The sequence below is a fragment of the Streptomyces sp. NPDC031466 genome, from assembly GCF_055581265.1.
Map to the genome: position 1 here is coordinate 276,412 of NZ_JBVIJT010000012.1, position 25,997 is coordinate 302,408.

A 25,997-nucleotide genomic window follows, 5' to 3' on the forward strand; every position below is an offset into this window, starting at 1 on the left:
TTCAGTAGGGGTGTGGAGCATGAGGGCCCGATCGATACGGCGCACGGCCGGCGTGGCGGCGGCCGTCGCCACGGCCGTGGCGGCCTCGGCCTGCTCGGCGCCGGGCGAGCGCGCCGGGGGCGCCAAGGACTCGGCGGTGGTCGGCATCGCGTACGAGCCCGAGACCCTCAGCCCGCTCCTCGGCTACGGCAAGGACGGCAACTCGAAGATCTTCGACGGGCTGCTCACGCACGACGCCGACATGAAGCTCAGGCCCGCCCTCGCCGCCGACCTGCCCAAGGTCACCGACAACGGCAGGACCTACACGTACAAGCTACGCAAGGGCGTCAGGTTCAGCGACGGCAAGCCCTTCTCCGCCAAGGACGTCGTCTTCACCTACGAGACCATCCTCGACAAGAAGACGAACAACGCCTCCAAGACCGAGCTGGACGCCGTCAAGAACGTCGAGGCCAAGGGCGACGACACCGTCGTCTTCCACCTCAAGTACCCCTACGCGCCGTTCGCCGAGCGCACCGTCCTGCCCATCGCGCCCCAGCACATCGCGGCGAAGCAGGACGTGAACACCGGCGCCTTCACCACCAAGCCCGTCGGCACCGGTCCCTACGAGCTGGTCAAGTGGTCCAAGGGCGAGAAGCTGACCTTCAAGGCCAACCCCCACTACTGGGGCGGCGCGCCGAAGATCAAGAACTTCACGATGGCGATCATCAAGGACGACGACATCCGCGCTACCCGGCTCGACGCCGGGGAACTGGACGGAGCCATCCTGCCGCCCAACCTCGCCCAGAAGTACCAGGGCGACAGCGCCAAGCACACCTACGCCGCCAAGACCTTCGACTACCGCGTGGTGACGCTGCCCACCGGCAACAAGGTCGCCGGCGACACCGCGATCCGCCGCGCCCTCGACATCGGCGTCGACCGCAAGGCCATGGTCGACTCGATCCTGGACGGCGCCGGCAAGGAGGCCTACGGGCCCGTCCCGACCGACAGCCCGTGGTTCACCAAGGGCACCGAGCGGAAGTTCGACGCCGGCAGGGCGAAGAAGATCCTCGACGCCGCCGGGTGGAAGCCGGGCAAGGACGGCGTCCGCGAGAAGGACGGCGTCCCGGCCTCGTTCCCGCTCTGGTACCTCTCCGGTGACAAACTCCGCCAGGAACACGCCCTCGCCTACGCCTCCGACGCCAAGAAGCTCGGCATCGAGGTCGAGGTGCGGTCCGGCACCTGGGAGGTCATCGAGCCGCGCATGCCGAAGGACGCGGTCCTCGCCGGCGGCGGCTCCCCGGCCGACCCCGACTTCGACCAGTACACCCTCCTGAAGTCCTCCCTCGCCGGGGACGGCTTCAACAACATGGCGCACTACGACAACAAGAAGGTCGACCAGGCCCTCGAGGACGCCCGCAAGAGCGGCGACCACGCCGAGCGCAAGGCGGCCTACGACACCATCCAGCGCGAACTGGTGAAGAACCCCGGCTACACCTTCCTCACCCACATCGACCACCTGTACGTCGTCGACAAGCGCTTCGGGAACCTCACCACCCAGGTCGAGCCGCACGACCACGGCCTCGCCTCCGGGCCCTGGTGGAACGTCGAGGACTGGCAGCCGAAGAAGTGACCACCGCGCTACGCGAGACCCCGGGGAAGGCCACACGCCGGCGCCCTCCCTGGGGGCCGATGGCCCGCCTCGCCGGCCGCCGCGTGCTGTTCGCCGTGCCCGTACTGCTCGTCGTCACCTTCGGCGTCTTCGCCGTCGCCGCCGCCTCGCCGTTCGACCCCGTCAAGGCGTACGCGGGCACGGCGGGACTCACCGCCTCCCAGGACAACCTCGACCAGCTGCGCGCCAACCTCGGCGTCGACCGGCCCACGGCCGCCCGCTGGTGGGACTGGCTGACCGCCGCCCTCACCGGCGACCTCGGCGACTCCAGCACGCTGCGCCAGCCCGTCGCCGACGTCATCGGCGAACGCGTCGGCTGGTCCGTGCTGCTCGCCGCCACCGCGTTCCTCGTCGCGATCCTCCTCGGCACGGCGCTCGGCGTCCTCGCCGCGCGCCGCCCCGGCGGCCGGGTCGACCGCGCCGTCACCTCTCTCGCGTACCTCCTCGAAGCGGCGCCGCCGTTCTGGCTCGGCCTCCTCGCCGTCTGGCTGTTCGCGCTGAAGCTCGGCGTGCTGCCCTCGGGCGGCCTGACCGACACGGCCGGCTCCACCGTGACCGCCGGCCAGGTCGCGAGCCACCTGGTGCTGCCCGCCGGGGTACTCGCCGTCTCGCAACTGCCCTGGTTCGTCCTGTACGTACGTCAAGGCGTCGGCGACGCGCTCGGCGGCGACCCCGTGCGCGGGGCACGCGCGCGTGGCCTCGCCGAACGGACCGTCCTCCTCCACCACGCCCTGCGCTCGGGCATGCTCCCGGTGCTCACGCTCATCGGCTCACGCGTACCCGAACTGATCACCGGGGCGCTCCTGGTGGAGACCGTCTTCAGCTGGCCCGGCATCGCCGCGGCCACCGTGCAGGCCGCGACCTCCGTGGACTTCCCGCTGCTCGCCGCGCTGACCGCGCTCGCCACGGTCGCGGTGCTGCTCGGCAACCTCGTGGCCGACCTCCTGTACGGCCTCGCCGACCCGAGGGTGGGCTTCGATGGCTGACCTCGCATGGCGCGCCCGAGGCGGCGTACGCCGCTCCACGCGCGCGTGGCGGGTACGCACCTCCGCGGTGATCATCACCGCGGTCGTCCTCGCCGTCCTCGTCGTACCACCCCTCGTCGACCTCGACCAGCAGGCCGTGGACCTGGCCGCGAAGCTGCGGCCGCCGTCACCCGCGCACCCCTTCGGCACCGACGACGTGGGTCGCGACCTGCTGCTGCGCTGCGTCTACGGCCTGCGCGTCTCCCTGCTCGTCGGTGTGGTGGCAGCCGTCGTCGCCACCGTCATCGGCACCGCGGTCGGTGCCCTCGCCGCCGCCTCCGGGGGCTGGGTGGACCGGATCGTCATGCGGCTCGTCGACGTCTTCTCGTCCGTGCCGCACCTGCTGCTCGGCATCTTCATCGTCGCGATGTTCCGCCCCGGCGTGTGGCCGGTCGTGGTGTCGGTGGCGCTCACGCACTGGCTCTCCACCGCCCGCATCGTGCGCGCCGAGGTGCTCTCCCTGCGCTCGCGGCCCTACATCGACGCGGCGATATCCGGCGGTGCCTCCCGGCTGCGCGTCGCCGTGCGGCACCTGTTGCCCGCCGTCCTGCCGCAGGCCGGGCTGGCCGCCGTCCTGATGGTGCCGCACGCCATCTGGCACGAGTCCGCGCTGTCCTTCCTCGGCCTCGGCCTGCCCACCCACCAGGCCAGCCTCGGCACCCTCGTGCAGAGCGCGCGCGGCTCGCTCCTCGCGGGCGACTGGTGGCCGACGCTCTTCCCCGGCCTGTTCATCATCGTGCCCACCCTGGCCATCGCCGGCCTCGCGGGCGCCTGGCGGGAGCGCATCAACCCCCGGCGCCGATCGGAGCTCATGCTGTGACGGTCCCCGTCCTGTCCGTCCAGGGCCTGTCCGTACGTTTCCGCATGCGCGGCGGCAGCCATGTCGCCGCCGTCACCGACGTCACCTTCGACCTCGCGGCGGGGGAGTGCCTCGCCCTGGTCGGCGAGAGCGGCTGCGGCAAGTCCGTGCTCGCCTCCGCGCTGCTCGGCCTGCTCCCCGAGAACGCGCAGACCGCGGGGGCCGCCCTGCTCGGCGACACCGATCTGCTCACCGCCGACGAGCGCACCCTGGCCCGCACCGTGCGCGGGCGGCGCGTCGGCCTCGTGCCGCAGAGCCCCGCCGCGCACCTCACACCGGTCCGGACCGTGCGTTCCCAGCTGGAGGAGACCCTGCGCCAACTCACCGGCGTGCCGAGGGCGAAGCTGCGGGCCGCCGGTGAAGCGGCCGCCGGACGCGCCGCGTTCCCCGCCGGGCACCTCGACCGCTACCCCCACGAACTGTCCGGCGGCCTCGCCCAGCGCGCCGCCACCGCGCTCGCCCTCATCGGCGACGCGCCACTGCTGCTCGCCGACGAGCCCACCACCGGCCTCGACCGCGACCTCGTGGACCGCACCGTCGACGAACTGCGCCGCCATGTCGGCGACGACCGCGCGCTGCTCCTGATCACCCACGACCTGACCGCCGCCGCGCGCATCGCCGACCGCGTCGCCGTGATGTACGCGAGCCGCGTCGTCGAGATCGCCGACTCCGCCGACTTCTTCGGCGCGCGTGGACCCCGGCACCCCTACGCCCGGGGACTCCTGAACGCCCTGCCCGAGCGGGAGTTCACCCCCGTCCCCGGCATGCCGCCCGAGCTGACCGCGCTCCCCGAGGGCTGCGCGTTCGCGCCGCGCTGCGAGCGCGCCGACACGGCGTGCGCCGCGGTGCCCGCGCTCACCGGCGGCAGCGCCTGCCACCACCCCCACGCGGACGTGCTGGAGGCGCCCCGTGCTTGAACTGCGCTCCATCACCGCCGGATACGACCGGCGCGCCCCCGTCGTCCGGTCCGTGGACCTCGCGATTACCCCCGGCGAGTCCGTCGGGCTGCTCGGACCGAGCGGCTGCGGCAAGTCGACGCTCGCGCGGGTCGCCGCGCTGCTGCACCGGCCCGACGCGGGGCAGGTCCTCATCGACGGCGCGGTCGCGGGCGGCTGGCGCCACCGTGCCCCGCGCGAGCAGCGCACCGCCTTCGGCGTCGTCTTCCAGCAGCCGAGGCTGTCCGCCGACCCCCGGCTGGCTCTGCGGGACCTGGTCGCGGAACCGCTGCGCGCGGTGGGCCGGTCCGCCGAGGCCGCCGCACTGGTGCCCGAACTCACGGCCCGCGTCGGCCTCGGCAAGGACCTCCTGGGGCGCCGCCCGCACGAGGTCAGCGACGGGCAGCTGCAACGGGCCTGCCTGGCACGGGCGTTGGTGCTGCGTCCGCGCTGGCTGATCTGCGACGAGATGACGGCGATGCTGGACGCGTCGACGACCGCGGCGCTCGTGCACGTCGTGGAGGAGTACCGGGCCGAGCGCGGCGCCGGACTGCTGGCCGTCGGCCACGACCGCGTACTCCTCGAACGGTGGTGCGACCGCACCGTCCACTGGGACGAACTGACGGCACCGGCGCCTCCGGGCGCGTAGGCCACAACGGCAGACGGCAGGCGACCGACGCGGACACCTCCCTGGTGGTGGTCCCGCAGTCTCACGTGAAAGCGTGGGGCCTCCCGCACGCCGGCACGTGCGGGCGCGCCACCGCCACGCCCCTGCGGGCCGATGCCGAACATGAGTGATGGGGCAGACGCGCCTCCGCGGCGCCCGGCGAAGCGGAGTGAACAGCCGACGTCGCCCATGCCAACTCCCGCGCGCCCGGGGTCTTTTGGCGCGGGCGGAGCCTCATACTCACCTGAGGTTCCGCCCGTCGTCGTCCCCCGTGGCGCACCCCGCGCCGCGGCCACCCCTGCCGGGAGGCAGACATGGCCCTCACCACCCGTCGCAGAGCGCTCACCACCCTCGGCGCCGCCCTCGTCGGCGGCGCCGCGCTGCCCGCCCACGCGCGAGCGGACGAACGCGGCCACCACCCGCGCCCCCGCCCGCTGCTCCACGCCCACGCGCACAACGACTACGAACACCCCAGGCCGCTCCGCGACGCCCTCGACCACCGCTTCAACAGCGTCGAGGCCGACATCTACCTCGTGGGCGGCCGGCTCCTGGTCGCCCACGACCCGGTGGACCTCGACCCCGCCCGCACCCTCGAAGCCCTCTACCTGGACCCCTTGGCCGCCCGCATACGCGCCCACCACGGCGCCGTCTACCGCGGCCACCACCGCACTCCCTTCCAGCTCCTGATCGACATCAAGACCGAGGGCGCTTCGACCTACGCCGAGCTGCACCGCCGGCTGCGCCCCTACCGGCACCTGTTCACGACGTACGCGCGGGGAAAGGTGCGCCGCTCGGCGGTCACCGCCGTCGTCTCCGGCGACCGCGCGGCCCGCGCCCCGATGCGGGCGCAGCAGATCCGCCACGCCTTCTACGACGGCCGCCTCGCCGACCTCGGTACCGAGGCGCCCGCCTCCTTCATCCCGCTGATCAGCGACAACTGGTCACTCAACTTCAGCTGGCAGGGCGCGGGCCCGATCCCCGCCGCCGAGCGCGACACGCTGCGCGGCATCGTCACCGCCGCCCACGCGCGCGGGCAGCGCGTCCGCTTCTGGGCGACGCCCGACGTGCCGGGCCCGCAGCGCGAGGCGGTCTGGGGCGAACTGCTCGCGGCAGGCGTCGACCACCTCAACACCGACGACCTCGCGGGCCTCGAAGCCTTCCTCGACGCACACGGCGGCTGAGCCCGCAGGCACCCGAGGGTTGATCCGCGCCCATCAACCCTCCTGCAAGTAGCACCCGTTCGGAGCACAGGTCAGACGCCCGGACGCCCCCTCCGCTGCGCCAGACTGGCGGCCGGAAGCCGCGGTTCCCGCGTGGCGGAGGAGGTTCTTCCCATGGCTGTTTCGATCTCTGTCGTGTTGCTGCTCGTGATCCTCGCGGTGGTCTTTCTGCGCAACGGAGCGCTGAAGCTCTCGCACGCCATCGTCTGCCTGCTGCTCGGTTTCTACCTGGCCAGCACGAGCATGGCGCCGACCATTCACAACGGCCTGACGGCCACCGCCGACATCGTCAGCGGAATCCGGCCGTGACCGGTCGCGGCCGCCGCCCTTCTTGCGGGTTCGTGCACAACTGACGTTGGTTCATGGCCACGTCGAGAAGCCCGCTCCAGCCTCATCGTCGAGAACAACTACGGCTACGAGAACGTCACCTCGCCCCCAGCGGGACACGCCGTGATCCGGGCGGGGCGGGGCCGTCACGTCCGGGAGAACACGCCGATGCCGTTGGGCACCGGGCGCTCCACCCCGCCGCTCGGGTGGTTGCGCACGGTCACCGCCTCGGCGCCCGGGGCACGCGCGACCAACGTGGACGTGGACGACACCAGGGTGGAGGAGCCGCCGCCGTCCAGACTGAAACCGTCCCGCGCCCCCAGCTCCCGTAGGAGCGCGGCCATTTCGGCGATCGTCAGGCCGGTTCGGAACTCGGGGGAGCCGTCCAGGGAGAGCAGCAGCAGCCGCCGGCCGCCGTCGGCGATCCCGGCCGCGGTGCGCACCGCGGAGGTGGCGTTGTCGAGCCCCGGCAGCGGCGCGCCGTCGCGCAGCACGGGGCAACCGCCGAGCGCGAAGCGGAACGGGGTGCGTGACCCGGCCGCCACCAGCCGGTGCCTGACCTGCACCCGGTCGCCCACCGACAGCTTCCGCAGCTCCTGTGCGCCCGCCTCACGGCCCACCAGCACCGTGCTGCCGGGGGCGATCTGACCGCCGCCCGGCGTGTTGGCCAACTCCACGACACGCCCGTCGCGGACCGTCACCTCGTGCGTGTCGGTGCTGCAAGGCGCGCCGCGGCTCGTGTCCGTCCCACAGGTGGCACGCACCCGCGAGGCGGTGCCCCAGTCGCCGGTGAACGCGCCGACGGAGCCCACCGGCAGCGCGTACTGGTTGAGCCCGCCCAGCGGCAGCCGCGCGTTCTTGGTGCGCACGGCCCCGTCCAGGGAGAGGTCGTCCATGCGGGCCCGGCGGTCGACGCCCACGCCGAGGACCGCCTTCGTGGTGACGCCCGGAGGCATCGCCGGGCCGAACCGCTGCCCGTCGGGCACGGCGGCCTTGAGCGCCCGGCCGCCCGCGACCGCCGGACCCACCGGCGCGCCGGTCGCCTCGACACCCGGATGCTGTGTCTCGCTGATGTTGAAGAAGTCGCCGTTGATCCCGCCGACGGCCCCCGCCCCGTCCGCGAGCGCCGAGACCGGGGAGCGCGCGGCGACCTTGCCCGGGTACAGCAGGCCCACGCCCGTGCGCCGATCGCGCAGGTCGACGTCGAGCAGATGGGCGCGGGCGGTGCCGTGCGAGGCCGGGACGTCGAAGTACCGGTACGTGACACCCGGCGCGATCTCCACCGCCGCCCGCCGCTCGTCCCCCACGGCGCCGCTGGCCGGCGCCGCTCCCGTGAGGGCCGCACCGGCCAGCGCACCGAGCGTGGAGATGAGGGCGAGGGCCGTCCTGAACCGTCCGCCGTGCTGCGTCTGCCGTGTCACAGATTCCCCCCTGGGGTCGGCCGGGCCACCAACTGTCCCAGCGGCACGCGGAGTTCACCAGACGGCGGTGGCTATGACCCGACCATCCGGGAACGGATCAGGAAACGTACGCCCTCCGGGGCCTCCAGCGAGAAGCCGCTGCCCCGCCCCGGCACGACGTCCACGATCAGCCGGGTGTGGCTCCAGAGGTCGTACTGGTTCTTGGACATCCAAAAGGGTATGGGCTCGGCCACGCCCTCGACGGTCAGCGACGCGAGCCGGATGTCGGAGTCACCGGTACGGAACTCGCCGGCGGGGAAGCACATGGGCGCGCTGCCGTCGCAGCAGCCGCCGGACTGATGGAACATCAGCGGCCCGTGCAGGGCGCGTAGTCGCCGCAGCAGTTCGGCGGCAGCGGGGGTCAGCCGCACGCGGGGCGCATCGTCCTTGCTCTCATGGCGGTCCATGGCAGGACTCTTCCCGTCGGCACGTTGCAACAGGGTTGCACGCCCGGCACATGGACCAATTGTGGGATCTTCGGGTCGTGTCGCCGGGCCGGCGGCCGGGCAGCGGCCAAGCTGGGGCGATGCGCTGGGTCCTCCCGTCGATCGCCGCCCTCACCCTGGCCGTTTCCTTCCCGGCCACCTCCGCTCCGCTCTCCGCGGCCGCCGCGGCCGCGGAGCCGAAGGGCGCCCTCGCGCCCGAACCGCCGTGCCTCGCCGAAACGGCCCCCTATCAACGCGAGCTGGAGCGTGAGCTGGGCCTGCCGGTGGACGGGCGGCAGTCACCGGCCGACTGCGCGGCCATCCGGGCACTGCAACAGCGCCTCGGCATCCGTCCGGCGGACGGGGCCGCGTCCCTGCGCACCTACCGCTTCGTCGTCGCGGACCGCGTCCGGCGCGACCCCGCACAGCGGCGCGCGTGCCCCACCAGGGCCCACCGCGTGACGTGCGTGGACCTCACCCGGCAGATCCTGTGGAGCCAGAGCAGCGGCAGGCTGGTCTTCGACCCCGTGCCGATCCGCAGCGGCCGCGACGGACTGGAGACCCGGCGCGGCTGGCAGCGCGTCTACTGGAAGAGCCGCGACCACTTCTCCACGCTCTACGACGTCCCCATGCCGTTCGCGCAGTTCTTCAACGGAGGCCAGGCCCTGCACGGCACCCACGCGGACCTGTTCTCCTCCGGCTCGGGCGGCTGCGTGAACCTCGCCCTGCGCGACGCGGAACGCCTGTACGGGCTCCTGAAGGAGGACGACGTGCTGTACATCTGGGGAACGAAACCGGGCACGGGCGGCTGACGCCACGCGTGCCCGGGCCGTGGCGGGGACCGGCCTCACCGGCCCCCGCCGCCGCCGCTCCTCACTTGCCCTTCTTCCCGCCGCCGCGCTCGTTGGTGAGCGTCACCGTGACGCCCTTGGCGGCATTGCCGGCGGTGACTTCATGCGGGCCGCTCACCGTCTTCCCGGGCAGCACATAGCCGTCGGGGACCGCTGTCTCCCTCAGGTAGTACGAGCCGAGGTCGAGGCCCTGGAACGCGCACCGGCCCCGGCCGTCCGTCGCGCAGCCCCCGTCGACGAGCCCGTCCCGGCGCGTACCGGCCGTCTGGAGCCCCGGCGTGCCGTTGGTCTCGCGCCACAGCTGGAAGACGGCGCCGGCCAGCGGTCTGCCGGTCTTCCGGTCCTTCTTGACGACGGTGAGGTCGCCCTTCTTGACGGCGTCGTCCTCCTTGGCGTTCGTGGCCGTGACGGTCACGCCGGCGGAGGCGTTCGCCCCGGTCAGCTCCGCGGGCCCGAAGACGTTCCGCGAGGGCAGCTCATAGCCGCCCGGGGCCCTGGTCTCGCGCCAGTAGTACGTGCCGGTGGGCACCGTACGTACGCACTCACCCGAGTTCTGCGTGACGCAGGCGTCGCCGACCTCGGTGTCCGGGTGGTCGCCGCGGGTCTGCAATCCCTCGACGCCGTTGGACTCGCGCCACAGTTCGAACTCGGCGCCCGCGAGCGGTGTCCCGTCGTCCTCGTCCGTCTTGACGATCGAGATCCGGCCGGTGGTGTCGCTGTCGCCGCAGTCGGGCAGGTCCCCGTCGAAGGGGTAGTTGTGGATCTCCTGGCCGCCGCCGCCCGTCGCCGCGCTGGTGTGGGTGAGGGAACCGGTGGTGAAGAAGCGGCCGTTCATGCCCGGCACGCTGACCGTGGTCGTCGACCGCTGATCGCCGACCAGGACGCTGCCCTGGAACTGGCCGGTGCCCTTGAACTCGACCGAGGTGGCATCGGGGAAGTTCCACAGCAGACGGCCGCGCAGCCGGTTGAACGGGCTGCTGTCGTCGATCGTGCCGCTGTACGTGTTGATGGTGCGCCGGGTGCCGAGCACGTTCACCAGCACGGTGGCGCCCTCGGGGACGGCCGCGAAGCGGATGCCCTCCTGCCCGCCGCCACCGCTCATCAGGTCGAAGTCGACGTTGAAGACCTGGAGCGCGGAGACGCCGTCACCGGCGAACAGCGTCTCACCGCCCGCGTGCACGACCCGGCCGGTGGGCGTGCGCGTCTTGCCCCCGGGGTGCGCGTAGCACCGGCTGGCTTCCGTCAGCTCGTCCCGCAGTCCCCGGTAGGGCGTGGCGGCGTCCGGGTCCTCGCGCAGGGTGGCGAGGATCCTGCCGGACGCGTCACCCGCGTGGCGCACGACGCCGCCCTCGGCGAGCAGCCGCTGCCCGGCGGCCACCGTGACGTCACCTCCGGTGGTGAGCCAGTCCGCGCCCACCGGAGGAGCGACCCGGGAGCCGACGCCGGCCTCGCCGACGTTGTAGACGGCACTGGCGCCGGCCGCCTTGCGCTGGTCGAAGTCACCGAGGACGACGACGCGCCCCTCGGCTTCCGCCGCCCGCTCGCGGACGCGGAAGTCCTCGCCCACGAACACGTTGATGCCGTTGTCGCGCCACCGGATCGAACCGTTGTGGACGGGCGGATAGCCGTCGGGCGGGCAGTTGCCCGGGACGCACGGCCCGAGTCCGCCGGGCAGGGGCTTCGCGGCGGCGAAGACGGTTCTTTCCGGGGGCGGCGCCGGCACGGGACCGGCCTGCGCGGCGGGCACCGTCGCCAGACCGCTCCCGGCCACGAGGCCGAGGAGACAGAGGTACCTCGTCCCGGACCGGACGAGGGAGGGGGAGATCACGGGCACATCAGCTCCTCAGGGGGGCGGATCGACGTGGAGGAGGCTCGCATGATCGACAGCTTGTGCCGTCCGACCGATCCCCGCGACCCGACGAGGAGCACCGCGAAGGACGAGAAGGACGAGCGGACCGCCCACAAGCTTCATCTGACTCGCGGCTCACGCGTAGGGCCGGAAGCGAGAAGGCGGCGATCGCGTACAACCCTTATGGGCCATGCCGTGTCGAACAGGACGCCGGACAAGGAACGGGCCCTTTCCGGACGCCCCCGCGCCAGCCCGGCCACCTTCCTTCACAGGAGCCGCTCGTGCGCAAGAACCGTTCGGCCGCCCTCGCCGCGGCATCGTTCCTTCTGCTGACCGGGGCCGGTATCGCCGCCGCCCCCTCCGCTTTCGCCGGCACCCCTGGGGGCACGCACGCCGACGACCGCAACAGCGACTTCAACGGCGACGGATACGAGGACGTGCTGGTCGGAGCCCCGGGCGCCACGGTCAGCGGTGACAAGGGCGCAGGCCTGGTCACCGTCCAGTACGGCTCGACCAGGGGCATCGGCACCAGCAACGTCGCCCGGTTCAGCCAGTCGACGGACGGGGTCGCGGGCGCCGCGGAGGCCGGCGACGGCTTCGGCAAGGCCGTCGCCACCGGAGACCTGGACGGCGACGGCTACGACGACGCCATCATCGGCATCCCCGGGGAGGACATCGGCGACACGGTGGACGCCGGCGGCGTCGCGATCCTGTGGGGCTCCAAGACGGGGCTCAGCGGCACCGCCAGCGACTGGCTCCAGACCCAGGAACCCACCAAGGGCGAGCAGTTCGGCGGAGGCCTCGCCGCCGCCCACCTCACCGGCGACACACCGGGCGACGTGCTCGCCGTACTCGACCGCGACGACCTGGAGCTGTTCGTCTACGAAGCCGCGCCGCAGCCCGGCGAGCCCCCGCTGCGCCGCCAGGACACCCGGCGGCTCGCCGCGGCCGCCGAGGAGCGCGACATCCTGCCCAAGTCCCTCACCACCGGGGACTACGACGACAACGGCTACGCGGACCTCGTCGTCTCCGGGGTGACCGTGGGCGACGAGCCGGGGCACGGCTGGTCCAAGCACTTCGCGGGAAGCGCGGGGGGACTCACCTACAAGGGCGACCTGCGCGGGGGCCCGGCGGCCGCGTCCGGCGACATCGACCACGACGGTTACGACGACCTGGTGACCGGTGAACCGGCGTCGCCCGACGACGGCGGCGAGACCATGACCGGCGGTCTGGTCGGCGTGCGCTACGGCACCGCGGACGGCCTCGGCGAGGAGGCCAAGTGGTGGACGCAGGGCTCCGCCGGCGTACCCGGCACCCCCGAGGCCGGTGACCGCTGGGGCGCCGACCTGTCCGTCGCGGACACCGACGGCGACGGCTACGCGGACGTGGCGATCGGCGCGCCCGGCGAGGACATCGGCACCGTCGCCGACGCGGGCGCGGTGTGGGTGCTGCGCGGTTCCGAGAACGGGATGACGGCGACCGGCGCCAAGTCGTGGGACCAGGACTCCGCGGACATCCCGGGCGTGCCCGAGAAGGGCGACAAGTGGGGCGCCCAGGTGCGGCTCTCGGACCCGAACAACGACGGCCGCTTCGGCCTCCTCGCGTCGGCGCCCGGCGAGAACGCCGGGGACGGCGTGGTCTGGGTCCTGTCGGCGGGCTCGGGCGGCGTCACCGCCGCCGGGTCCTGGACGTACGACGGGGCGTCGCTGGGCGCGCCGGGCACCGGGGCGGCGTTCGGCGCGGCGATCGACGAGTGAACACCGCCTGAGCGGCCGGCCGGGATCAAGCCATCCGGGCGCGGTCGTGAGCGGGCCCTCTCCGTATGATCACGGAAGAGATCGCACCCTGCGCTCACGACTGCGTTCGGAGGCTGAACAGGCATGACGGAGAGCCGAGTTGTCATCGTCACCGGCGGCGGAACCGGCATCGGAGCGGCCACCGCCCGCCGGCTGCGGGCCGACGGACACCGGGTGGTCGTCTCCGGCCGCCGCCCCGAGCCGCTGCACCGGGTCGCCGAGGAGACCGGGGCGCTGGCCCACCCCGCCGACGCGGCCGACCCCGAGGCGGTCGCCGCTCTGGTCGAGGCGACCGTGGCGGCGTACGGCCGGATCGACGGGGTCGTGCTCAACGCCGGCGTCGGGCGCAGCGGCGCCGTCGGGGAACTCTCCGACGAGGACTGGGACCTGGTGATGCGCACCAACCTCACCGGCCCCTTCCTGCTCCTGCGGGCCGCGCTGCCGCACCTGTTGGCGGCGCGCGGCGCGGTCGTCGCGGTCGCGTCGGTCGCCGCCCTGCGCAACGGCGTGGCGAACGCGGCGTACGCGACGTCGAAGGCGGCGCTCCTCCAGCTGTGCCGCTCGCTCGCCGTGGACTACGGCAAGGACGGGCTGCGCGCCAACACGGTGTGCCCGAGCTGGGTGCGCACCGAGATGGCCGACCGCCGCATGGCCCGCTTCGCCGACGAGGCGGAACTGGGGGAGCGGGGCGCCGACGCCGCGTACGAGGAGGCGACGCGGCTGATCCCCGCCGGCCGGCCGGGGCGGCCGGCGGAGGTCGCCGAGGCGATCACCTGGCTGCTCTCGCCCGCGGCGTCCTTCGTCAACGGCGCGACGCTGACGGTGGACGGCGGGGTGACGGCCATCGACCCGGGCACGGTCGCCTTCGACTTCGGGATCGTGCCGCGCCACTGACGTGCCCCGGCGACGGGTTCACGACCCGGCGTCAGCCGAGGCGTTCCACGCGGATCTGGGCCGGTGGGTAGGGGGAGAAGGAGTCCGTGCCCACCGACCACAGGCCGCCGTCGGTCCCGGGGACGCGCGCGAGCGCCACGGGCAGGGCCGCGGAAGCCGCCTGGGGCCCCCGCTCGCTCACCCAGGCCGTGCCGTCCCAACGCAGGTAGTGGGCACGCTTCTGATCCCAGAAGTCCCAGCCCGAGATCCGGTCCGGCCCGCCCCGCGCATCCCCGACGACGGAGGTCAGCATGCCGACGCCGAAGGGCGCCTGCACATCGTTCCACCGCGTGCCGTCCCAGTGTTCGAGCCGGACGCCCGGCGGCTTGCCGGGCGGGCCGCCGATCCCGTAGGCCCAGCCGGTCAGCCAGATGTCGTCGTGGGCGACGGGCAACAGGCCGGAGACCGAGGCGCGGATGCCGAGCAGGCGGGGAATCACCGTCCAGGCGCCGTCGTAGCGGGCGATGACGTCGCCGAACACCCATACCTCCCCGCCGGGCGTGACCTGCACGCCGTCCGGCGTCGGCGCGGCCTCGTCGGGCAGCGGCCGGCACCAGCGCCATGCCGTGCCGTCGCCGCGCAGCAGCCCCGCCCGGTCGCCGTGCCGCCCCGACACCCAGAACCGGCCGTCGGGGCCGGCGGCGACATCCGTCAGCCGTGTTCCCGCCTCGCCGCGTCCGGGGAAGGAGGCCTCGCGCCAGGTCGTGCCGTCCCAGGTGAGCAGCTGGTCGTGCCCCGCGGCGTCGGTGCCGACGGCCCAGGCCGCGCCGCCCCCGGCGCCGACGGCGACCGCCCGCAAGGAGGCGTACGTCAGATGGGACAGGTCCGTCGCCGACCAGAGGGCACCGTCCCAGCTCCGGGCGAGGGCGGTGCCCCGCCTTGTGTTGTCGATGCCCTCTTGGCCGACGGCCCAGGCCAGGTCGGGGCCCGCGGCGGCCACCCCGAGGAGGCGAGCGGCCGGGGTACCCGCGGGGGCGGGCACTTCCTGCCAGGACGCGGCGGCCGTACCGGGCCGGACCGCGGTCGTTCCGGCCCGGGGGGCGGCTGCTCCGGACCGGGCCGCGGCCATGTCGGCCAACGGCGCGGGCAGGGCGAGCGCCGCCCCGGCGGTGGCGAGTCCACGGACAACGGCACGTCTTCGCATGAGAGGCATCTCCTCGGGTGCGTGGCTTCGCTATGGGCAACACCCTGAACCGGGGGCCATAGGGCGTCAATGCGCGTGAGCGCCGGATTCGGCCGCCAACTAGCTTTTTCCGCAGGGCAGTTGAAGCCAAAAATTCCACCCGGGCCTGATGTGAAGCGTGCGTGAACCGGGGGCGAATATCGTCGTATTCATCGACAAGGCGCCCAAGTCAATTGTTGACAGCGGTCGTTGGTCTAGTCCATTTTGATGGTACGCAAGTTCGACGTGGGGCGGATGTGACACGCGCCGCCCCGGCCGACCTGAAGCGGCCCGCCGGCCCGGCGCGGACCTCCCGGGGGGACGAGACCCCCGCCGCCGTGCCCGCCCCGGAACAGACCGAATTTTGGAGCCCGCCATGCCAGCCTCCGACCGCTACCTCCACCGAGCCCCCGGCGACGTCCCGTACTTCAGCGCCGACGGCGAGACCTACCTGGCGCAGACCCAGTTGCGGGACCTGACCAAGACGCGGCCGCTCAAGGTGCTCTCCGAGGAGGACTTCGCCTTCTGGCAGACGTACGGCTACGTCGTCGTGAAGCAGGCCATCCCCACGCGGGCGGCCAAGGAGCTGCTGGACTTCGCCTGGGAGTTCCAGGGGCTCGACCGGGGCCGCCCCGAGACTTGGTACGAGGAGCGCGAGTTCCGCTCGGACCTGGACCGGGAGCTGCACGTCTACGGCTTCGTCGAGGCCTACCACCACCAGCTGATCTGGGACAGCCGCCAGACGCGGCGGGTCTACGACGCCTTCACCGACGTCTGGGACTGCGACGAGCTGTGGGTGACACTGGACCGGCTCAACCTCAACCCGCCCAACGTCAAGAACCGCTCCCGCTCCCTGATCGCCCCCACCGAGCGCGGCTTCGACATCAACCTCCACTGGGACGTCGACACCACCCTCGGCGTGCTGCCCCAGCGCGTCCAGGGCATCATCGCCCTGGACGACACCCGGCCCGAGCACGGCGGCTTCCAGTGCTGCCCCGAGCTGTTCCGCCGCTTCGACCGCTGGAAGGCCCTCCAGCCGGACGACCGCGACCCCATCCGCCCCGCCGTCGACCAGGACGACATGCCCGTCGTCCGGCCCGAACTGGAGGCCGGCGACCTGCTGATCTGGAACGGTCTGCTGGCGCACGGCGTCGCCCCCAACACCTCCGCGAACGGCGTGCGCGCCGTCCAGTACCTGTCGATGATGCCCGCCCTGGAGACCCACGAGGAGCTGCGCCGCTCCCGGATCGACTCCTGGCGCCACCTCACCACCCCCACCTGGAACGCCACGCTGGTCGGCGACGCCGACCAGCACGAGTCCCTGCGCTACGGCACCGCCACCCTGAACGACCTGGGCGAGAAGCTGCTGGGCCTGAAGTCCTGGACCGGGCGGGACACCGACCAGCCGATCGGGGACGCCGCATGCGCCGCATCTGCCTGACCCTGCCCACCAACCGCGCCTGCCCGCAGACCATCGCGGCGATCGGCGCGGAAGCTGCCTACGCCGCCGCTCACTTCGACGTCGAGGTGCACCTGCTGATCCTCGACTCCTCCGACCCCGACACCTTCGCCGCGCACGAGCGGGCCGTCCGCGCCCTCGGTGACGTCCCGCGCGTCGTCACCCACCACCTCGGCGAGCCGGAGCAGCGGGACTTCCTGCGCCGGGTGATCGCCGGGTCCGGGAACGCCAAACCCGCGCTGCTGCTGGAGCTCATGCTTCCCGCCCGGCTCTCGTACGGCGCCTGCACCAACCGCGCGTTCCTGCTCGCCGCCGCGCTCGGCTGCGAGTCCGTGCACCGCAGGGACTCCGACAGCGAGTACCAGAGCGCAGACGGCGCGCCCGTCTTCCCCGTCCACCACGAGCTGGCATCGCTCGGCAAGCGCGCGGCCGACGCGGCGCGCGGCGCCGTGCACACCGCCCTCGACGATCGCCACGCCCACAAACGGGTGTCGATGGTCGGCGGCTCCTTCGTGGGCGAACTGTCCGTGGACATCGGCGAGATACGCGCCCTGGACCCTGAGGTCTACTACGACGTGGTCGGCCTCTGGGCGCCCGGCCACTGGAGCGACGAGCAGAAGCGGGAACTCGTCGACGACTCCTTCCGGGGCGCCGGCACCGAGCGGTTCACCCACGACCGGGCGACGCTGACCCTGGTCGACCCCATGCGCGTCGACATGTGCAACATCAGCTTCCACGGCGTGCACGAACGCGTGCCGCTGCCACCCGCCACCGACACCATCGGCAGCGACTACTTCCTCATCCACCTCGTCCACGACGCCGCGCTGCCGGGCGTCCTGCACAACCGCGACATCGTCAACTTCTACACCCCGGAGCGCAGGACCGACGCCGGCTTCGTCGCGTACCAGACGCGCTTCGTCAAGTTCTTCCTGTCGATGCTCTACTTCAACGTCATCTACGAGCGCATGGCCGAGGCCGGAGAGACGCTCCTGGACGAGCGGGGCCAGGTCCGCGGCTCCCTTGTGGCCGCCCTGGTCAGGCAGAGCACCGCACTCGACCGCGCCGAGAACGTCGAACGCCTGGAGCGCGTGGACACCGCCTACCGCAGACTCGGCGGCAGGTACGAGCAGTTCGCCGACCTCCTCGCCGCCCGCCGCGAGCGTCTCCTGGACGAGGCGCGCGGCGACATCGAGGACTTCGCCCTGCTGATCGAGGCCTGGGAGCCCCTGGTCCGGGCGGCCAAGGACGCCGGTCCGATCCGGCCGGCGGGACAGCCCGGATGAGCGCCACGATGACGCACGAGACCGTTCCGCTGTTCGACGCGCTCGCGGCCGCCGCCGAGGACCAGATCGTCTTCGACCTGCCGGGCATCGAGGAGCGCTACGAGACGCTGCGCCGCGAACTGCCCGGTGTCGCCGTCCGCTTCGCCATGAAGGCCTGCCCGGTGGACGAGGTGCTCACCCGCCTCGCCGGACGCGGCTGCGGCGTCGACGCGGCGAGCCCCCACGAGGTGGAACAGGCCCTGCGCGCCGGGATCCCTGCGCGCCGGATGCACTACGGCAACACCGTCAAGTCCGACCGCGACATCGCCGACGCCCACCGCCTGGGCATGCGGGACTTCGCGACCGACAGCCTGGAGGACGTGACCGCGCTCGCGCGGCACGCCCCCGGTGCCCGGGTGTTCTGCCGCCTCGCGACCACCGGCGACGGCGCGCTCTGGGGGCTCAGCAACAAATTCGGCTGCTCGCCCGAGGACGCCGTCGCCCTGCTGGGCAGGGCCCGCGAGCTGGGTCTGGTCCCCGCGGGCCTGTCCGTGCACGTCGGCTCCCAGCAGATGACGGCCGAGGCCTGGCGCGACGCCTTCGACCGCATCGCGGACGTGCTCCACGCCCTGGCCCGGCGCGGCATCCCCCTGGACCACGTCAACCTCGGCGGCGGACTGCCCGCCCTCGGCTACCGCGACAAGCACGGCAGGGCGCTCGACCCCCCGATGGACAAGATCTTCGCCGTGATCCGCGAGGGCATGGCGCGCCTCGGACAGATCCCGGGCCACCGGCTCGGCTACGTCGTCGAACCCGGCCGCTACCTCATCGCCGACCACGGGGCCATCCGCGCCCACGTCTCCCGGCTGGCGGCCCGCCGCGGACCGGACGGCGAACGGCAGTACTGGCTGTACCTCAGTTGCGGCAAGTTCAACGGCCTGTACGAGATGGACCAGGTGCAGTACCGCCTCGTCTTCCCCTCCCACCGAGGCGCCGAGTCCGTCCCGGCCGTGGTGGCGGGCCCCACTTGCGACAGCGACGACGCCTTCTCCCACGAGGACGGCCTGGTCCCGGTGCCCAAGGCGCTGGCCTCGGGCGATCCGGTGTGGGTGCTGTCCTGTGGCGCGTACGCGACCAGTTACATGACGCAAGGCTTCAACGGCTTCCGCCCGCTGCCGTACACCTGGATAGACGGCGGGGACACGTGAACCACGACAGACGCGTGGACCACGCGCCCCGGATACGCCACATCGCCGCCGACGACTGGCCGGACATCACCGTCCTCGAACGCGGTGCCTACCGCCGCCTCGGCCTGTCGGAGGGCCGGGCCGCGCTGGAGGCCAAGGTGAGCGCGTCGCCGACCACCTGTTTCGCGCTGGACCTGACCGGCCGGCTGGCGGGCTACCTGCTGGCCCTGCCCTACCCCGAGTCCGCCTACCCGCACCTGCGGGGCGCCGAGGCCGGGCCCGCGCTCCCGTCGCGCAACCTGCATCTGCACGACATCGTCGTCGCGGAGGACCTGCGGCACCAGGGCCTCGCCCGGTTCCTGCTGACCCACCTCACGACCACGGCTCGTACCCAGGGGTACGAGCGGATCTCCCTGGTGGCCGTCGGCGGCAGCGAGACGTTCTGGTCGGCCCGCGGGTTCACCGCCGGGCCCGTGACCCCGGCCGGATACGGTCCGACCGCCGTGTACATGTCCAGGGCGGTGCCGGCCGGGCCGGCGCCGCGCCGAGAATCGGAGAAGTGGGCTGATGCGGGTGCTCCGCGTGCGTGATCCTTTCCATCGGGGCCAGTTGGCGATCGCGGCCCTGTTCTGCTCGCTCGGCTTCCAGTACGCGACCTGGGCGTCGCGCATCCCCGCCCTCAAGAGCGGTCTCGGTCTGAGCGCGGCGGAGGTCGGCGTGCTGCTGATGGCGGCGGGAGTCGGCGCCGCGGTGTCCTTCCCCCTGGTGGCCGCGCTGATGCGGCGCCTCGGCTCGCGGCGCCTCGCGACGCTGTCGGCGCTCGGCCTGGCGCTGGCGCTCCCGGCACTGGCCGCAGCGCCGAACTACCCCCTCGCGCTGCTGGTCATGTGCGTCGACGGCGTCCTCGTGGGCTGCCTCAACGTCGCCATGAACGCCCAGGGGGCCGCGCTCGAGGCCGCCTTCGAACGCAACGCCATGGCCCGGCTGCACGCCACGTTCAGCGGCGGCTCCCTGCTCGCCGCGCTGCTCGCCTCCGGCATGAACGCGGTGACCACGTCGGTCACCGCGCACTTCGCGGCGGCCGCGGCGATCCTGCTCCTCCTCGTGGCGTACGCGCGGACCGGCCTGCTGACGGACGGCCGACTCCCGGCGCCGACAGCCGCGAAGGGGGAGAGGAAGCGCGCCGGGAAGTGGGCCCTGCCCTCCCGCGTGACGCTGTGGATGTGCGTCGCGATGGCCTTCGGCACCGTCACCGAAGGCGCCATGAACGACTGGTCGGCGCTCTACCTGAAGGACGTCGCCGGCGCCCCCGCCGAAGTGGCGCCCCTCGGCATCGCCGTCGTCTCCGGAATGATGGTCGTGGCCCGCCTCTTCGCCGACGGCTGGCGCAGCCGCTGGGGGGACGGCCGCGTCGTCCGGGTGGGCAGCGCGCTGGCGGGCGCGGGGTTGATCCTCGCCCTGGCCGGCGGGGGACTGGTGGCGGCGCTGCTCGGCTTCGCCTGCGTGGGTCTCGGCATCGCGGCCGTCACCCCGTGCGTCTACGTGGCCGCGGCGGGCCAGGGCTCGGACTCGCTGACCCTGGTCGCCGCCATGGGGACGACGGGGCTGCTCGCCGGGCCGCCGCTGATCGGCTTCATCGCCCACGCCGGCAGCCTGGTGTGGGGCTTCGCCGCCGTCGCGGCCTCGGCGCTGGTCGTGTCCGCGTGCAGTACGCGCATCCGCTGGCCCGCACCGGCGACGGCCGAGCCGGTGAGCCGCACCTAGTTCCTCCATGCCGCACCCTCGTTGCTACTTGAGGGTAGGCCTACCCGACCCCCTTGTTATACGGTCTGTCTAACAAGGGGGTCGCGGCGTGCCGTGCGGGGCGCCGCGGTCCCTGCCCTGACGTCTTCAGTCAAGGAGCCGCGACATGGCAGGCAGCACTGTTCGGCCGAGCGCACAGGAGCAGTCCCCGGAGGGCGACATAGCCGGGCGGCTGCTCGACTCCGCCGCCGTCCTGGCGTACGACCCGGCCACCGAGGTCGACTGGGAGACGCCGCTGGACCGTGACTTCCACGGGGCGAGCCCCGAGTGGTGCACGCTCTACGGCACCGCGTACTGGCAGGAGATGACCGAGGAGCAGCGCAAGGAGCTGACCCGGCAGGAAGCCGCGTCGGTGGCCAGCACCGGCATCTGGTTCGAGATGATCCTCCAGCAGATGGTGCTGCGCGACGTCTACGCGAAGGACCCCACGAGCACCGAGGTCCAGTGGGCGCTCACCGAGATCGCCGAGGAGTGCCGCCACTCGATCATGTTCGCCCGCGGTGCCGAGAAGCTCGGCGCGCCCGCCTACCGGCCGCACCGGCTCGCCGTCGAACTGGGCAGGGTCTTCAAGTCGGTCGCCTTCGGGGAGGCCGCGTACGCCGCGATCCTCGTGGCCGAAGAGGTCCTCGACGTCATGCAGCGCGACTGGATGCGGGACGAGCGGGTCGTGCCGTTCGTACGCACGATCAACAACATCCATGTCGTCGAGGAGTCGCGGCACATGAAGTTCGCCCGCGACCAGACGCGCAAGCGGCTCGCGGGCGCGGGCCGGGTGCGCCGCCGGATCAACGCCCTGGTGGTCGCCATCGCGTCGTACGTCATCGTCACCAGCATGGTGAACCCCAAGGTCTACGCGAACGCCGGACTCGACGAGAAGCGCGCCCTGGCCGAGGCGAAGGCCAACGAGCACCACAAGTCCATGATGCGGGCCAGCTGCGCGGGGCTCATGGAGTTCCTGGCCTCGTGCCGCCTGCTCACCAAGCCGGCGCTGGTCTTCTACGAGCGGGCCCACCTGATCTGAGCCGTACCGCGTCCGAGCCGATCCCGCTGATCCCGTCGAGCCGAGCCGAGCCGAGCCCACGAACATGACCTACGCCATCACCCAGACCTGCTGCGCCGACGCCACCTGCGTGGCCGTGTGCCCGGTCAACTGCATCCATCCCACTCCGCAGGAACGGGCCTTCGGCAGCACGGAGATGCTGCACATAGACCCGCAGACCTGCATAGGCTGCGGCGCCTGCGCCGACGCCTGCCCCGTCGACGCGATCTTCCCCGTGGACCGCCTGCCCGCCGAGCAGCGGGAGTACGGCGCCATCAACGCGGCGTACTTCGAGCGGAGCGGGGCGCCCGCGCCGGACCGCGAGGGGCCGAACTTCCACTCCTGGGACGAGCCGGACTTCCCCCGGGTGCTGCCCGCGGACTTCCCGCCGCTCAAGGTCGCCGTCGTCGGCACCGGACCGGCCGGCATGTACGCCGCGCAGGACCTGCTGCTGCACACGAACGCGGAGGTGACGCTGATCGACCGGCTGCCGGTGGCCGGGGGTCTCGTGCGCCACGGCGTGGCACCCGACCACCCCGCGACGAAGAAGGTCGGCGACACCTTCGCCCGCTTCCACACGCACCCCAGGGTGCGGATGCACCTGGGGCTCGACGTGGGAACCGACGTCACCGCCGAGGAGATCGCCGCGCACCACGACGCGGTGATCTACGCGGTGGGCGCGTCCACCGACCGCCGCCTGTCGGTCCCCGGCGAGGACCTGCCCGGCAGCCTCTCCGCGAGCGCCTTCGTCGCCTGGTACAACGCCCACCCCGACGCGCGCCCCGACGGCATCGACCTGTCGGCGGAGCGCGTGGTCGTGGTCGGCAACGGCAACGTCGCCCTGGACGTGGCCCGCATCCTGCTCGCCGGTCCCGAGGCCCTGGCCCGCACCGACATCGCGGACCACGCCCTCGCGGCGCTGCGCGACAGCCGCGTCCGCGAGGTGGTCCTGCTCGCCCGGCGCGGGCCCGAGCACGCGGCGTACACCAGGTCCGAACTGCTCGCGCTCAAGCACCTGCCGGGGGTGGAGCTGGTGGTGGACGACCACGACCCGCGGATCGCCCCTGCCGTCGATGCGGCGGAGCCGCCGGGCAAGGCGGCCGTCCTGCGCGGTGTCGGCCGGCGGCGGGTGGACTGGACGCGGCCGCCGGATCCCGGGCGGCGCATCGTCCTGCGCTTCCACTGCGCGCCCGCCGAAGTCCTCGGCGAGGACCGGGTGGAGGCCGTGCGCGTCGTGTCCGACGAGGGGGCCTCGACCCTGCCGGCGGGCATGATGCTGCGCGCGATCGGCTACCGGGGCACGCCGGTGGCGGGCCTGCCCTTCGACGAGAGCAGCGGCACCGTGCCGCACGAGGGCGGCCGCGTCACCGGGCGGCCGGGGACGTACGTCGTGGGCTGGATCAAACGGGGCCCCACCGGCGGCATCGGCGCCAACCGCACCTGCGCCGCCGAGACGGTCTCCGCCCTGCTCTCCGATGCCGTCGCCGGGAGCCTGCCCGAGCCCCGCCACCCCACGCGGGCCTTCCACCGCCTGGCCCGCCGCCGCAACCGCCGGGTGGTGGACGCACGCGGTCTGGCCGCGATCGAGCGGGCCGAGACCGAGCGGGGCCGGCGCGCGGGGCGCCCCCGGGTCAAACTGGCCACGGTCGACGAACTCGTCGCCGCGGCCAGGTCGAGGCGCGGGGGCCTGCCGCGCTGAGCGCGCCCCGCGGCGGTCAGTCCTCCAGGGCGTCCTTGACGTCGCCGAGGTCCACGAACTTGAAGTTTGTGGAGGGGCGTTCGCCGTCCCCGGGGGCGTCGTGGCCGTCCTGCACCACGAGCAGGCCGTCGGGGAAGTCGGGGCCGAGCGGCGCGGCGAGCGCGGCGGCGCCGTCGCACTCCTCGGAGCCGTCGAGGGTGGCGGAGGCCGCCGCGACGCGGAAGCCGCCCTCGTACTCGTTGGCGTCGGACACCTCGCGGTCATAGGCGACGAAGGTGTTGTCGCCCTGGCTGGAGGCGAGGAGGTAACCGTCCCCGTCCTGCTCGGTGAGCAGCGTCAGCCCCTCGACGTCGGCGGTGACGCGGGTGCCGCCGTAGCCGGGGTCGGCGCCCGCGACGCACTCCTCGGTCTCCTCGTCGTAGGTGCCGGGGACGCCGTACTCACGGACCTTGTCGACGAGCTTCGGCGTGCCGGTCAGATCGGCGCGCACGCGCCACACGCCGACGTCCTCCTGCCCTGCGTACAGCATGCCGTTCGCCGGGTCCACCACCATGCCCTCGACCTGCGGCAGCTCGCCCGGCTCACCGCAGGGGGACCACGAAGTGCCGTTCGGCAGGCGGAAGTCGGTGGGCAGGTCAAGGGTGCGTATCTTGCGGTACCCGACCTTGCCGCCGGCGGCGGGGGTGAGTTCGAGCAGTGCGAGGGTGGACCGCTCCCGCCGGCTGACCAGGGCGTAGGAGCGGCCCGTGGACTTGTCGGTCCAGGTGGCGAGGCCGTACGCGGTGCGCTGCTCGTCGATCTCCTCCTGCGAGGAGGAGAACACGGGCGGGGCGGCCGGGTCCGTGACATCGGTGAGCGGGGCGCCGGGGCGGTTGCCGTCGATGCGGTGGAAGCGGAGCCGGTCGCTGCCCCGGTCGCTGGTCACGGCGAGGTCGGCGCGGCCGGTCGGCAGGCGTAGGCCGTGCACCAGGTCGACGTTGTTGAAGCGGCCGGGCGCGTGGTCCGGGCCGGGCGCGGCGGGCGCCGGCACGGACTGCACCTCGCGGGCGTGCAGGTCGTAGACGCGCAGCCCGCCCTGCTTGGCGGTGGCGATCACCAGGCTGCGGGCGGGGTCCGCGGCATTGCGCCAGATCGCCGGGTCGTCCGCGTCGGCGTCGCCGCCCGCCTCGTCGTCGTGCAGGGCCGGGGTCTCGGCGACCGGGGTGACGGCGGGCAGGGTGGCACGCGAGCGGCCCTGCTCCTCCACGGCGTGCACCGGCAGGGCGGCCGCGGTGAGCGCCGCGAGCGCCGTGGCGAGGACGAGCGTTGTCGACCGGGCGGGGCGGTCCATGACCACGAGGGAACTCCTTCATCAGGCAGGTCGCGAAGTGCGACGCGGCGAGTGTGTGATCCCTGGATGAAGAGTTGCCGACAAATAACACAACGTCAATTAGTGCGGCGTATGAACAAATGGAGTCGACCGTTCGTGACTACCGTCGACCGTTCATGACTACTTTCGGGGCGAACCGCTGCCGCATATGGCCCTTAATCGATCGAATTGGTGCGGTAATCAGTCATGAGGCGGTGATCCTTTGCCAAGCGCCACCTGATGACCGGTGTCAACCGCCGGTCGACTTCCGGATGGATGGGGGAACGATGGCTACAGAGAACAGGGGTTTTCACGCCCCGCGCGGTTACGCCCCGGGGTGGCGGACCGGCTCCCGCACGGGGTGGCGGCGGGTGCGGTTCGGTACGGTCGCCACCGCGGCCGGCGCGGTCCTGCTCGGCGCCTCCTCGGCCGGGGCCGCGGCCCGGGCGCTGCCGACGAGCGCGCCGCCGCCCTCGGAACGCATGCGTGAACTGGATTTCCTGCTCGGCACGTTGCGCTGCCTGTTCGCCACGGGCTCGCTCCGCACCGCCCGGGTGCGCCCCATTCTGGGCGGCCACTACTACCAGCTGGACCTGACGCAGGTGCGGGAGCGGAAGAGCGGACGGGTCCGGGGGAGCTGGGTGCTCGGGTGGGACCGGGTCGACGGCCGGTTCGTCTCCTACTACTTCGACGACGCCGGTATGCGCGGCACCTCGACCTCCCCGGGCTGGCGGCAGGGCCACTTCGTCCTCACCGGGACCTACGCGCTCGGTGAGGCGCAGCGGCCGGTGGCCATCAAGCGGGACATCACCCGCGTCGACGAGGACCGCTTCACCATTCGCGAGCACATCGAGAAGAACGGGACGTGGGAGCTGCTCGACACCCAGGACTGCCACCGCAAGAGGTGAGGCCCGCCCCCGGGGAAGCCGGGGACTCGGGAAGGGCAGGGGGACAGGGGGCAAACACGAGGCCCCGGTCTCCGTCACGGAAACCGGGGCCTGTCACGAGCGCTGGGCAGGCCTTGCACCTGCATCTCCCCACAG

At 73.0% G+C, this 25,997-nt stretch carries 23 protein-coding genes; 18 read left to right on the top strand and 5 right to left on the bottom strand.

What is annotated here, in order from left to right; all coding sequences use genetic code 11:
* Positions 1 to 19 precede the first annotated feature (19 nt).
* The 7 genes from ACZ5GP_RS29190 (at position 20) to ACZ5GP_RS29220 (ending at position 6,663) form a co-directional block, all read left to right on the top strand.
* The gene (locus ACZ5GP_RS29190; RefSeq protein WP_468753674.1) at positions 20 to 1,609 is read left to right on the top strand and encodes an ABC transporter substrate-binding protein; all 1,590 of its coding nucleotides are present in this window, start codon (positions 20 to 22) and stop codon (positions 1,607 to 1,609) included.
* A gap of 59 nt (positions 1,610 to 1,668) precedes the next feature.
* On the top strand, positions 1,669 to 2,634 hold the full coding sequence (locus ACZ5GP_RS29195; RefSeq protein WP_468753675.1) for an ABC transporter permease: 966 nt from the start codon (positions 1,669 to 1,671) through the stop codon (positions 2,632 to 2,634).
* Positions 2,627 to 3,493 (top strand): ABC transporter permease, encoded by an 867-nt coding sequence (locus ACZ5GP_RS29200; RefSeq protein ID WP_468753676.1) that lies wholly within the window; start codon positions 2,627 to 2,629, stop codon positions 3,491 to 3,493. Before ACZ5GP_RS29195 ends, ACZ5GP_RS29200 begins: the two co-directional genes overlap by 8 nt.
* 44 nt (positions 3,494 to 3,537) lie before the next feature.
* Positions 3,538 to 4,449, top strand: a complete 912-nt coding sequence (locus ACZ5GP_RS29205) for an ABC transporter ATP-binding protein (protein ID WP_468753721.1) — start codon at positions 3,538 to 3,540, stop codon at positions 4,447 to 4,449.
* Positions 4,442 to 5,116, top strand: a complete 675-nt coding sequence (locus tag ACZ5GP_RS29210; protein ID WP_468753677.1) for an ABC transporter ATP-binding protein — start codon at positions 4,442 to 4,444, stop codon at positions 5,114 to 5,116. Before ACZ5GP_RS29205 ends, ACZ5GP_RS29210 begins: the two co-directional genes overlap by 8 nt.
* A 332-nt stretch (positions 5,117 to 5,448) precedes the next feature.
* Positions 5,449 to 6,315: a phosphatidylinositol-specific phospholipase C/glycerophosphodiester phosphodiesterase family protein gene (locus ACZ5GP_RS29215; RefSeq protein ID WP_468753678.1), complete on the top strand. Its 867-nt coding sequence runs from the start codon at positions 5,449 to 5,451 to the stop codon at positions 6,313 to 6,315.
* Between the two features lie 153 nt (positions 6,316 to 6,468).
* Positions 6,469 to 6,663: a hypothetical protein gene (locus ACZ5GP_RS29220; RefSeq protein WP_468753679.1), complete on the top strand. Its 195-nt coding sequence runs from the start codon at positions 6,469 to 6,471 to the stop codon at positions 6,661 to 6,663.
* A 164-nt stretch (positions 6,664 to 6,827) separates the two neighbouring features.
* Here the strand turns inward: ACZ5GP_RS29220 and ACZ5GP_RS29225 are convergent, their stop codons facing one another.
* Positions 6,828 to 8,102 (bottom strand): phosphodiester glycosidase family protein, encoded by a 1,275-nt coding sequence (locus tag ACZ5GP_RS29225; RefSeq protein WP_468753680.1) that lies wholly within the window; start codon positions 8,100 to 8,102, stop codon positions 6,828 to 6,830.
* 71 nt (positions 8,103 to 8,173) lie between these two features.
* Positions 8,174 to 8,548 carry a DUF779 domain-containing protein gene (locus ACZ5GP_RS29230; RefSeq protein ID WP_468753681.1) on the bottom strand — a complete coding sequence of 125 codons (375 nt, stop codon included), beginning with the start codon at positions 8,546 to 8,548 and terminating at the stop codon, positions 8,174 to 8,176.
* Between the two features lie 119 nt (positions 8,549 to 8,667).
* Here ACZ5GP_RS29230 and ACZ5GP_RS29235 point away from each other — a divergent pair, with 119 nt between their 5' ends.
* A complete protein-coding gene (locus ACZ5GP_RS29235) occupies positions 8,668 to 9,378 on the top strand; it encodes a L,D-transpeptidase (RefSeq protein WP_468753682.1) in 711 nt (236 codons plus the stop codon).
* Positions 9,379 to 9,439: 61 nt separating this feature from the next.
* Here the strand turns inward: ACZ5GP_RS29235 and ACZ5GP_RS29240 are convergent, their stop codons facing one another.
* On the bottom strand, positions 9,440 to 11,245 hold the full coding sequence (locus ACZ5GP_RS29240; RefSeq protein ID WP_468753683.1) for a choice-of-anchor A family protein: 1,806 nt from the start codon (positions 11,243 to 11,245) through the stop codon (positions 9,440 to 9,442).
* Positions 11,246 to 11,547: 302 nt separating this feature from the next.
* Between ACZ5GP_RS29240 and ACZ5GP_RS29245 the strand changes: the two genes are divergently transcribed.
* Together ACZ5GP_RS29245 and ACZ5GP_RS29250 are read left to right on the top strand one after the other, a co-directional pair.
* On the top strand, positions 11,548 to 13,023 hold the full coding sequence (locus ACZ5GP_RS29245) for an esterase (protein WP_468753684.1): 1,476 nt from the start codon (positions 11,548 to 11,550) through the stop codon (positions 13,021 to 13,023).
* A 123-nt stretch (positions 13,024 to 13,146) separates the two neighbouring features.
* Complete coding sequence (locus tag ACZ5GP_RS29250) at positions 13,147 to 13,956, top strand: SDR family NAD(P)-dependent oxidoreductase (RefSeq protein WP_468753685.1); 810 nt, start codon at positions 13,147 to 13,149, stop codon at positions 13,954 to 13,956.
* A gap of 31 nt (positions 13,957 to 13,987) precedes the next feature.
* On the opposite strand, the gene ACZ5GP_RS29255 is transcribed toward ACZ5GP_RS29250, so the two are convergent.
* Positions 13,988 to 15,139: an NHL repeat-containing protein gene (locus tag ACZ5GP_RS29255; protein WP_468753686.1), complete on the bottom strand. Its 1,152-nt coding sequence runs from the start codon at positions 15,137 to 15,139 to the stop codon at positions 13,988 to 13,990.
* A 394-nt stretch (positions 15,140 to 15,533) separates the two neighbouring features.
* On the opposite strand from ACZ5GP_RS29255, the gene ACZ5GP_RS29260 reads away from it, so the two are divergent.
* The 7 genes from ACZ5GP_RS29260 (at position 15,534) to ACZ5GP_RS29290 (ending at position 23,606) form a co-directional block, all read left to right on the top strand.
* Positions 15,534 to 16,598: a phytanoyl-CoA dioxygenase family protein gene (locus ACZ5GP_RS29260; RefSeq protein WP_468753687.1), complete on the top strand. Its 1,065-nt coding sequence runs from the start codon at positions 15,534 to 15,536 to the stop codon at positions 16,596 to 16,598.
* Complete coding sequence (locus ACZ5GP_RS29265) at positions 16,580 to 17,899, top strand: DUF6271 family protein (protein WP_468753688.1); 1,320 nt, start codon at positions 16,580 to 16,582, stop codon at positions 17,897 to 17,899. Before ACZ5GP_RS29260 ends, ACZ5GP_RS29265 begins: the two co-directional genes overlap by 19 nt.
* An 8-nt stretch (positions 17,900 to 17,907) precedes the next feature.
* Complete coding sequence (locus tag ACZ5GP_RS29270; RefSeq protein ID WP_468753689.1) at positions 17,908 to 19,086, top strand: type III PLP-dependent enzyme; 1,179 nt, start codon at positions 17,908 to 17,910, stop codon at positions 19,084 to 19,086.
* Positions 19,083 to 19,655 (top strand): GNAT family N-acetyltransferase, encoded by a 573-nt coding sequence (locus ACZ5GP_RS29275; protein ID WP_468753690.1) that lies wholly within the window; start codon positions 19,083 to 19,085, stop codon positions 19,653 to 19,655. Before ACZ5GP_RS29270 ends, ACZ5GP_RS29275 begins: the two co-directional genes overlap by 4 nt.
* A complete protein-coding gene (locus ACZ5GP_RS29280) occupies positions 19,633 to 20,829 on the top strand; it encodes an MFS transporter (RefSeq protein WP_468753691.1) in 1,197 nt (398 codons plus the stop codon). The genes ACZ5GP_RS29275 and ACZ5GP_RS29280 overlap by 23 nt, the downstream gene beginning before the upstream one ends.
* 145 nt (positions 20,830 to 20,974) lie before the next feature.
* Positions 20,975 to 21,889 (top strand): AurF N-oxygenase family protein, encoded by a 915-nt coding sequence (locus tag ACZ5GP_RS29285; RefSeq protein WP_468753692.1) that lies wholly within the window; start codon positions 20,975 to 20,977, stop codon positions 21,887 to 21,889.
* Positions 21,890 to 21,953: 64 nt separating this feature from the next.
* Positions 21,954 to 23,606 (top strand): FAD-dependent oxidoreductase, encoded by a 1,653-nt coding sequence (locus ACZ5GP_RS29290; RefSeq protein WP_468753693.1) that lies wholly within the window; start codon positions 21,954 to 21,956, stop codon positions 23,604 to 23,606.
* Positions 23,607 to 23,622: 16 nt separating this feature from the next.
* On the opposite strand, the gene ACZ5GP_RS29295 is transcribed toward ACZ5GP_RS29290, so the two are convergent.
* On the bottom strand, positions 23,623 to 24,936 hold the full coding sequence (locus tag ACZ5GP_RS29295) for a phytase (protein WP_468753722.1): 1,314 nt from the start codon (positions 24,934 to 24,936) through the stop codon (positions 23,623 to 23,625).
* 305 nt (positions 24,937 to 25,241) lie between these two features.
* Between ACZ5GP_RS29295 and ACZ5GP_RS29300 the strand changes: the two genes are divergently transcribed.
* Positions 25,242 to 25,862: a DUF1579 family protein gene (locus tag ACZ5GP_RS29300; RefSeq protein WP_468753694.1), complete on the top strand. Its 621-nt coding sequence runs from the start codon at positions 25,242 to 25,244 to the stop codon at positions 25,860 to 25,862.
* Positions 25,863 to 25,997: the final 135 nt, after the last annotated feature.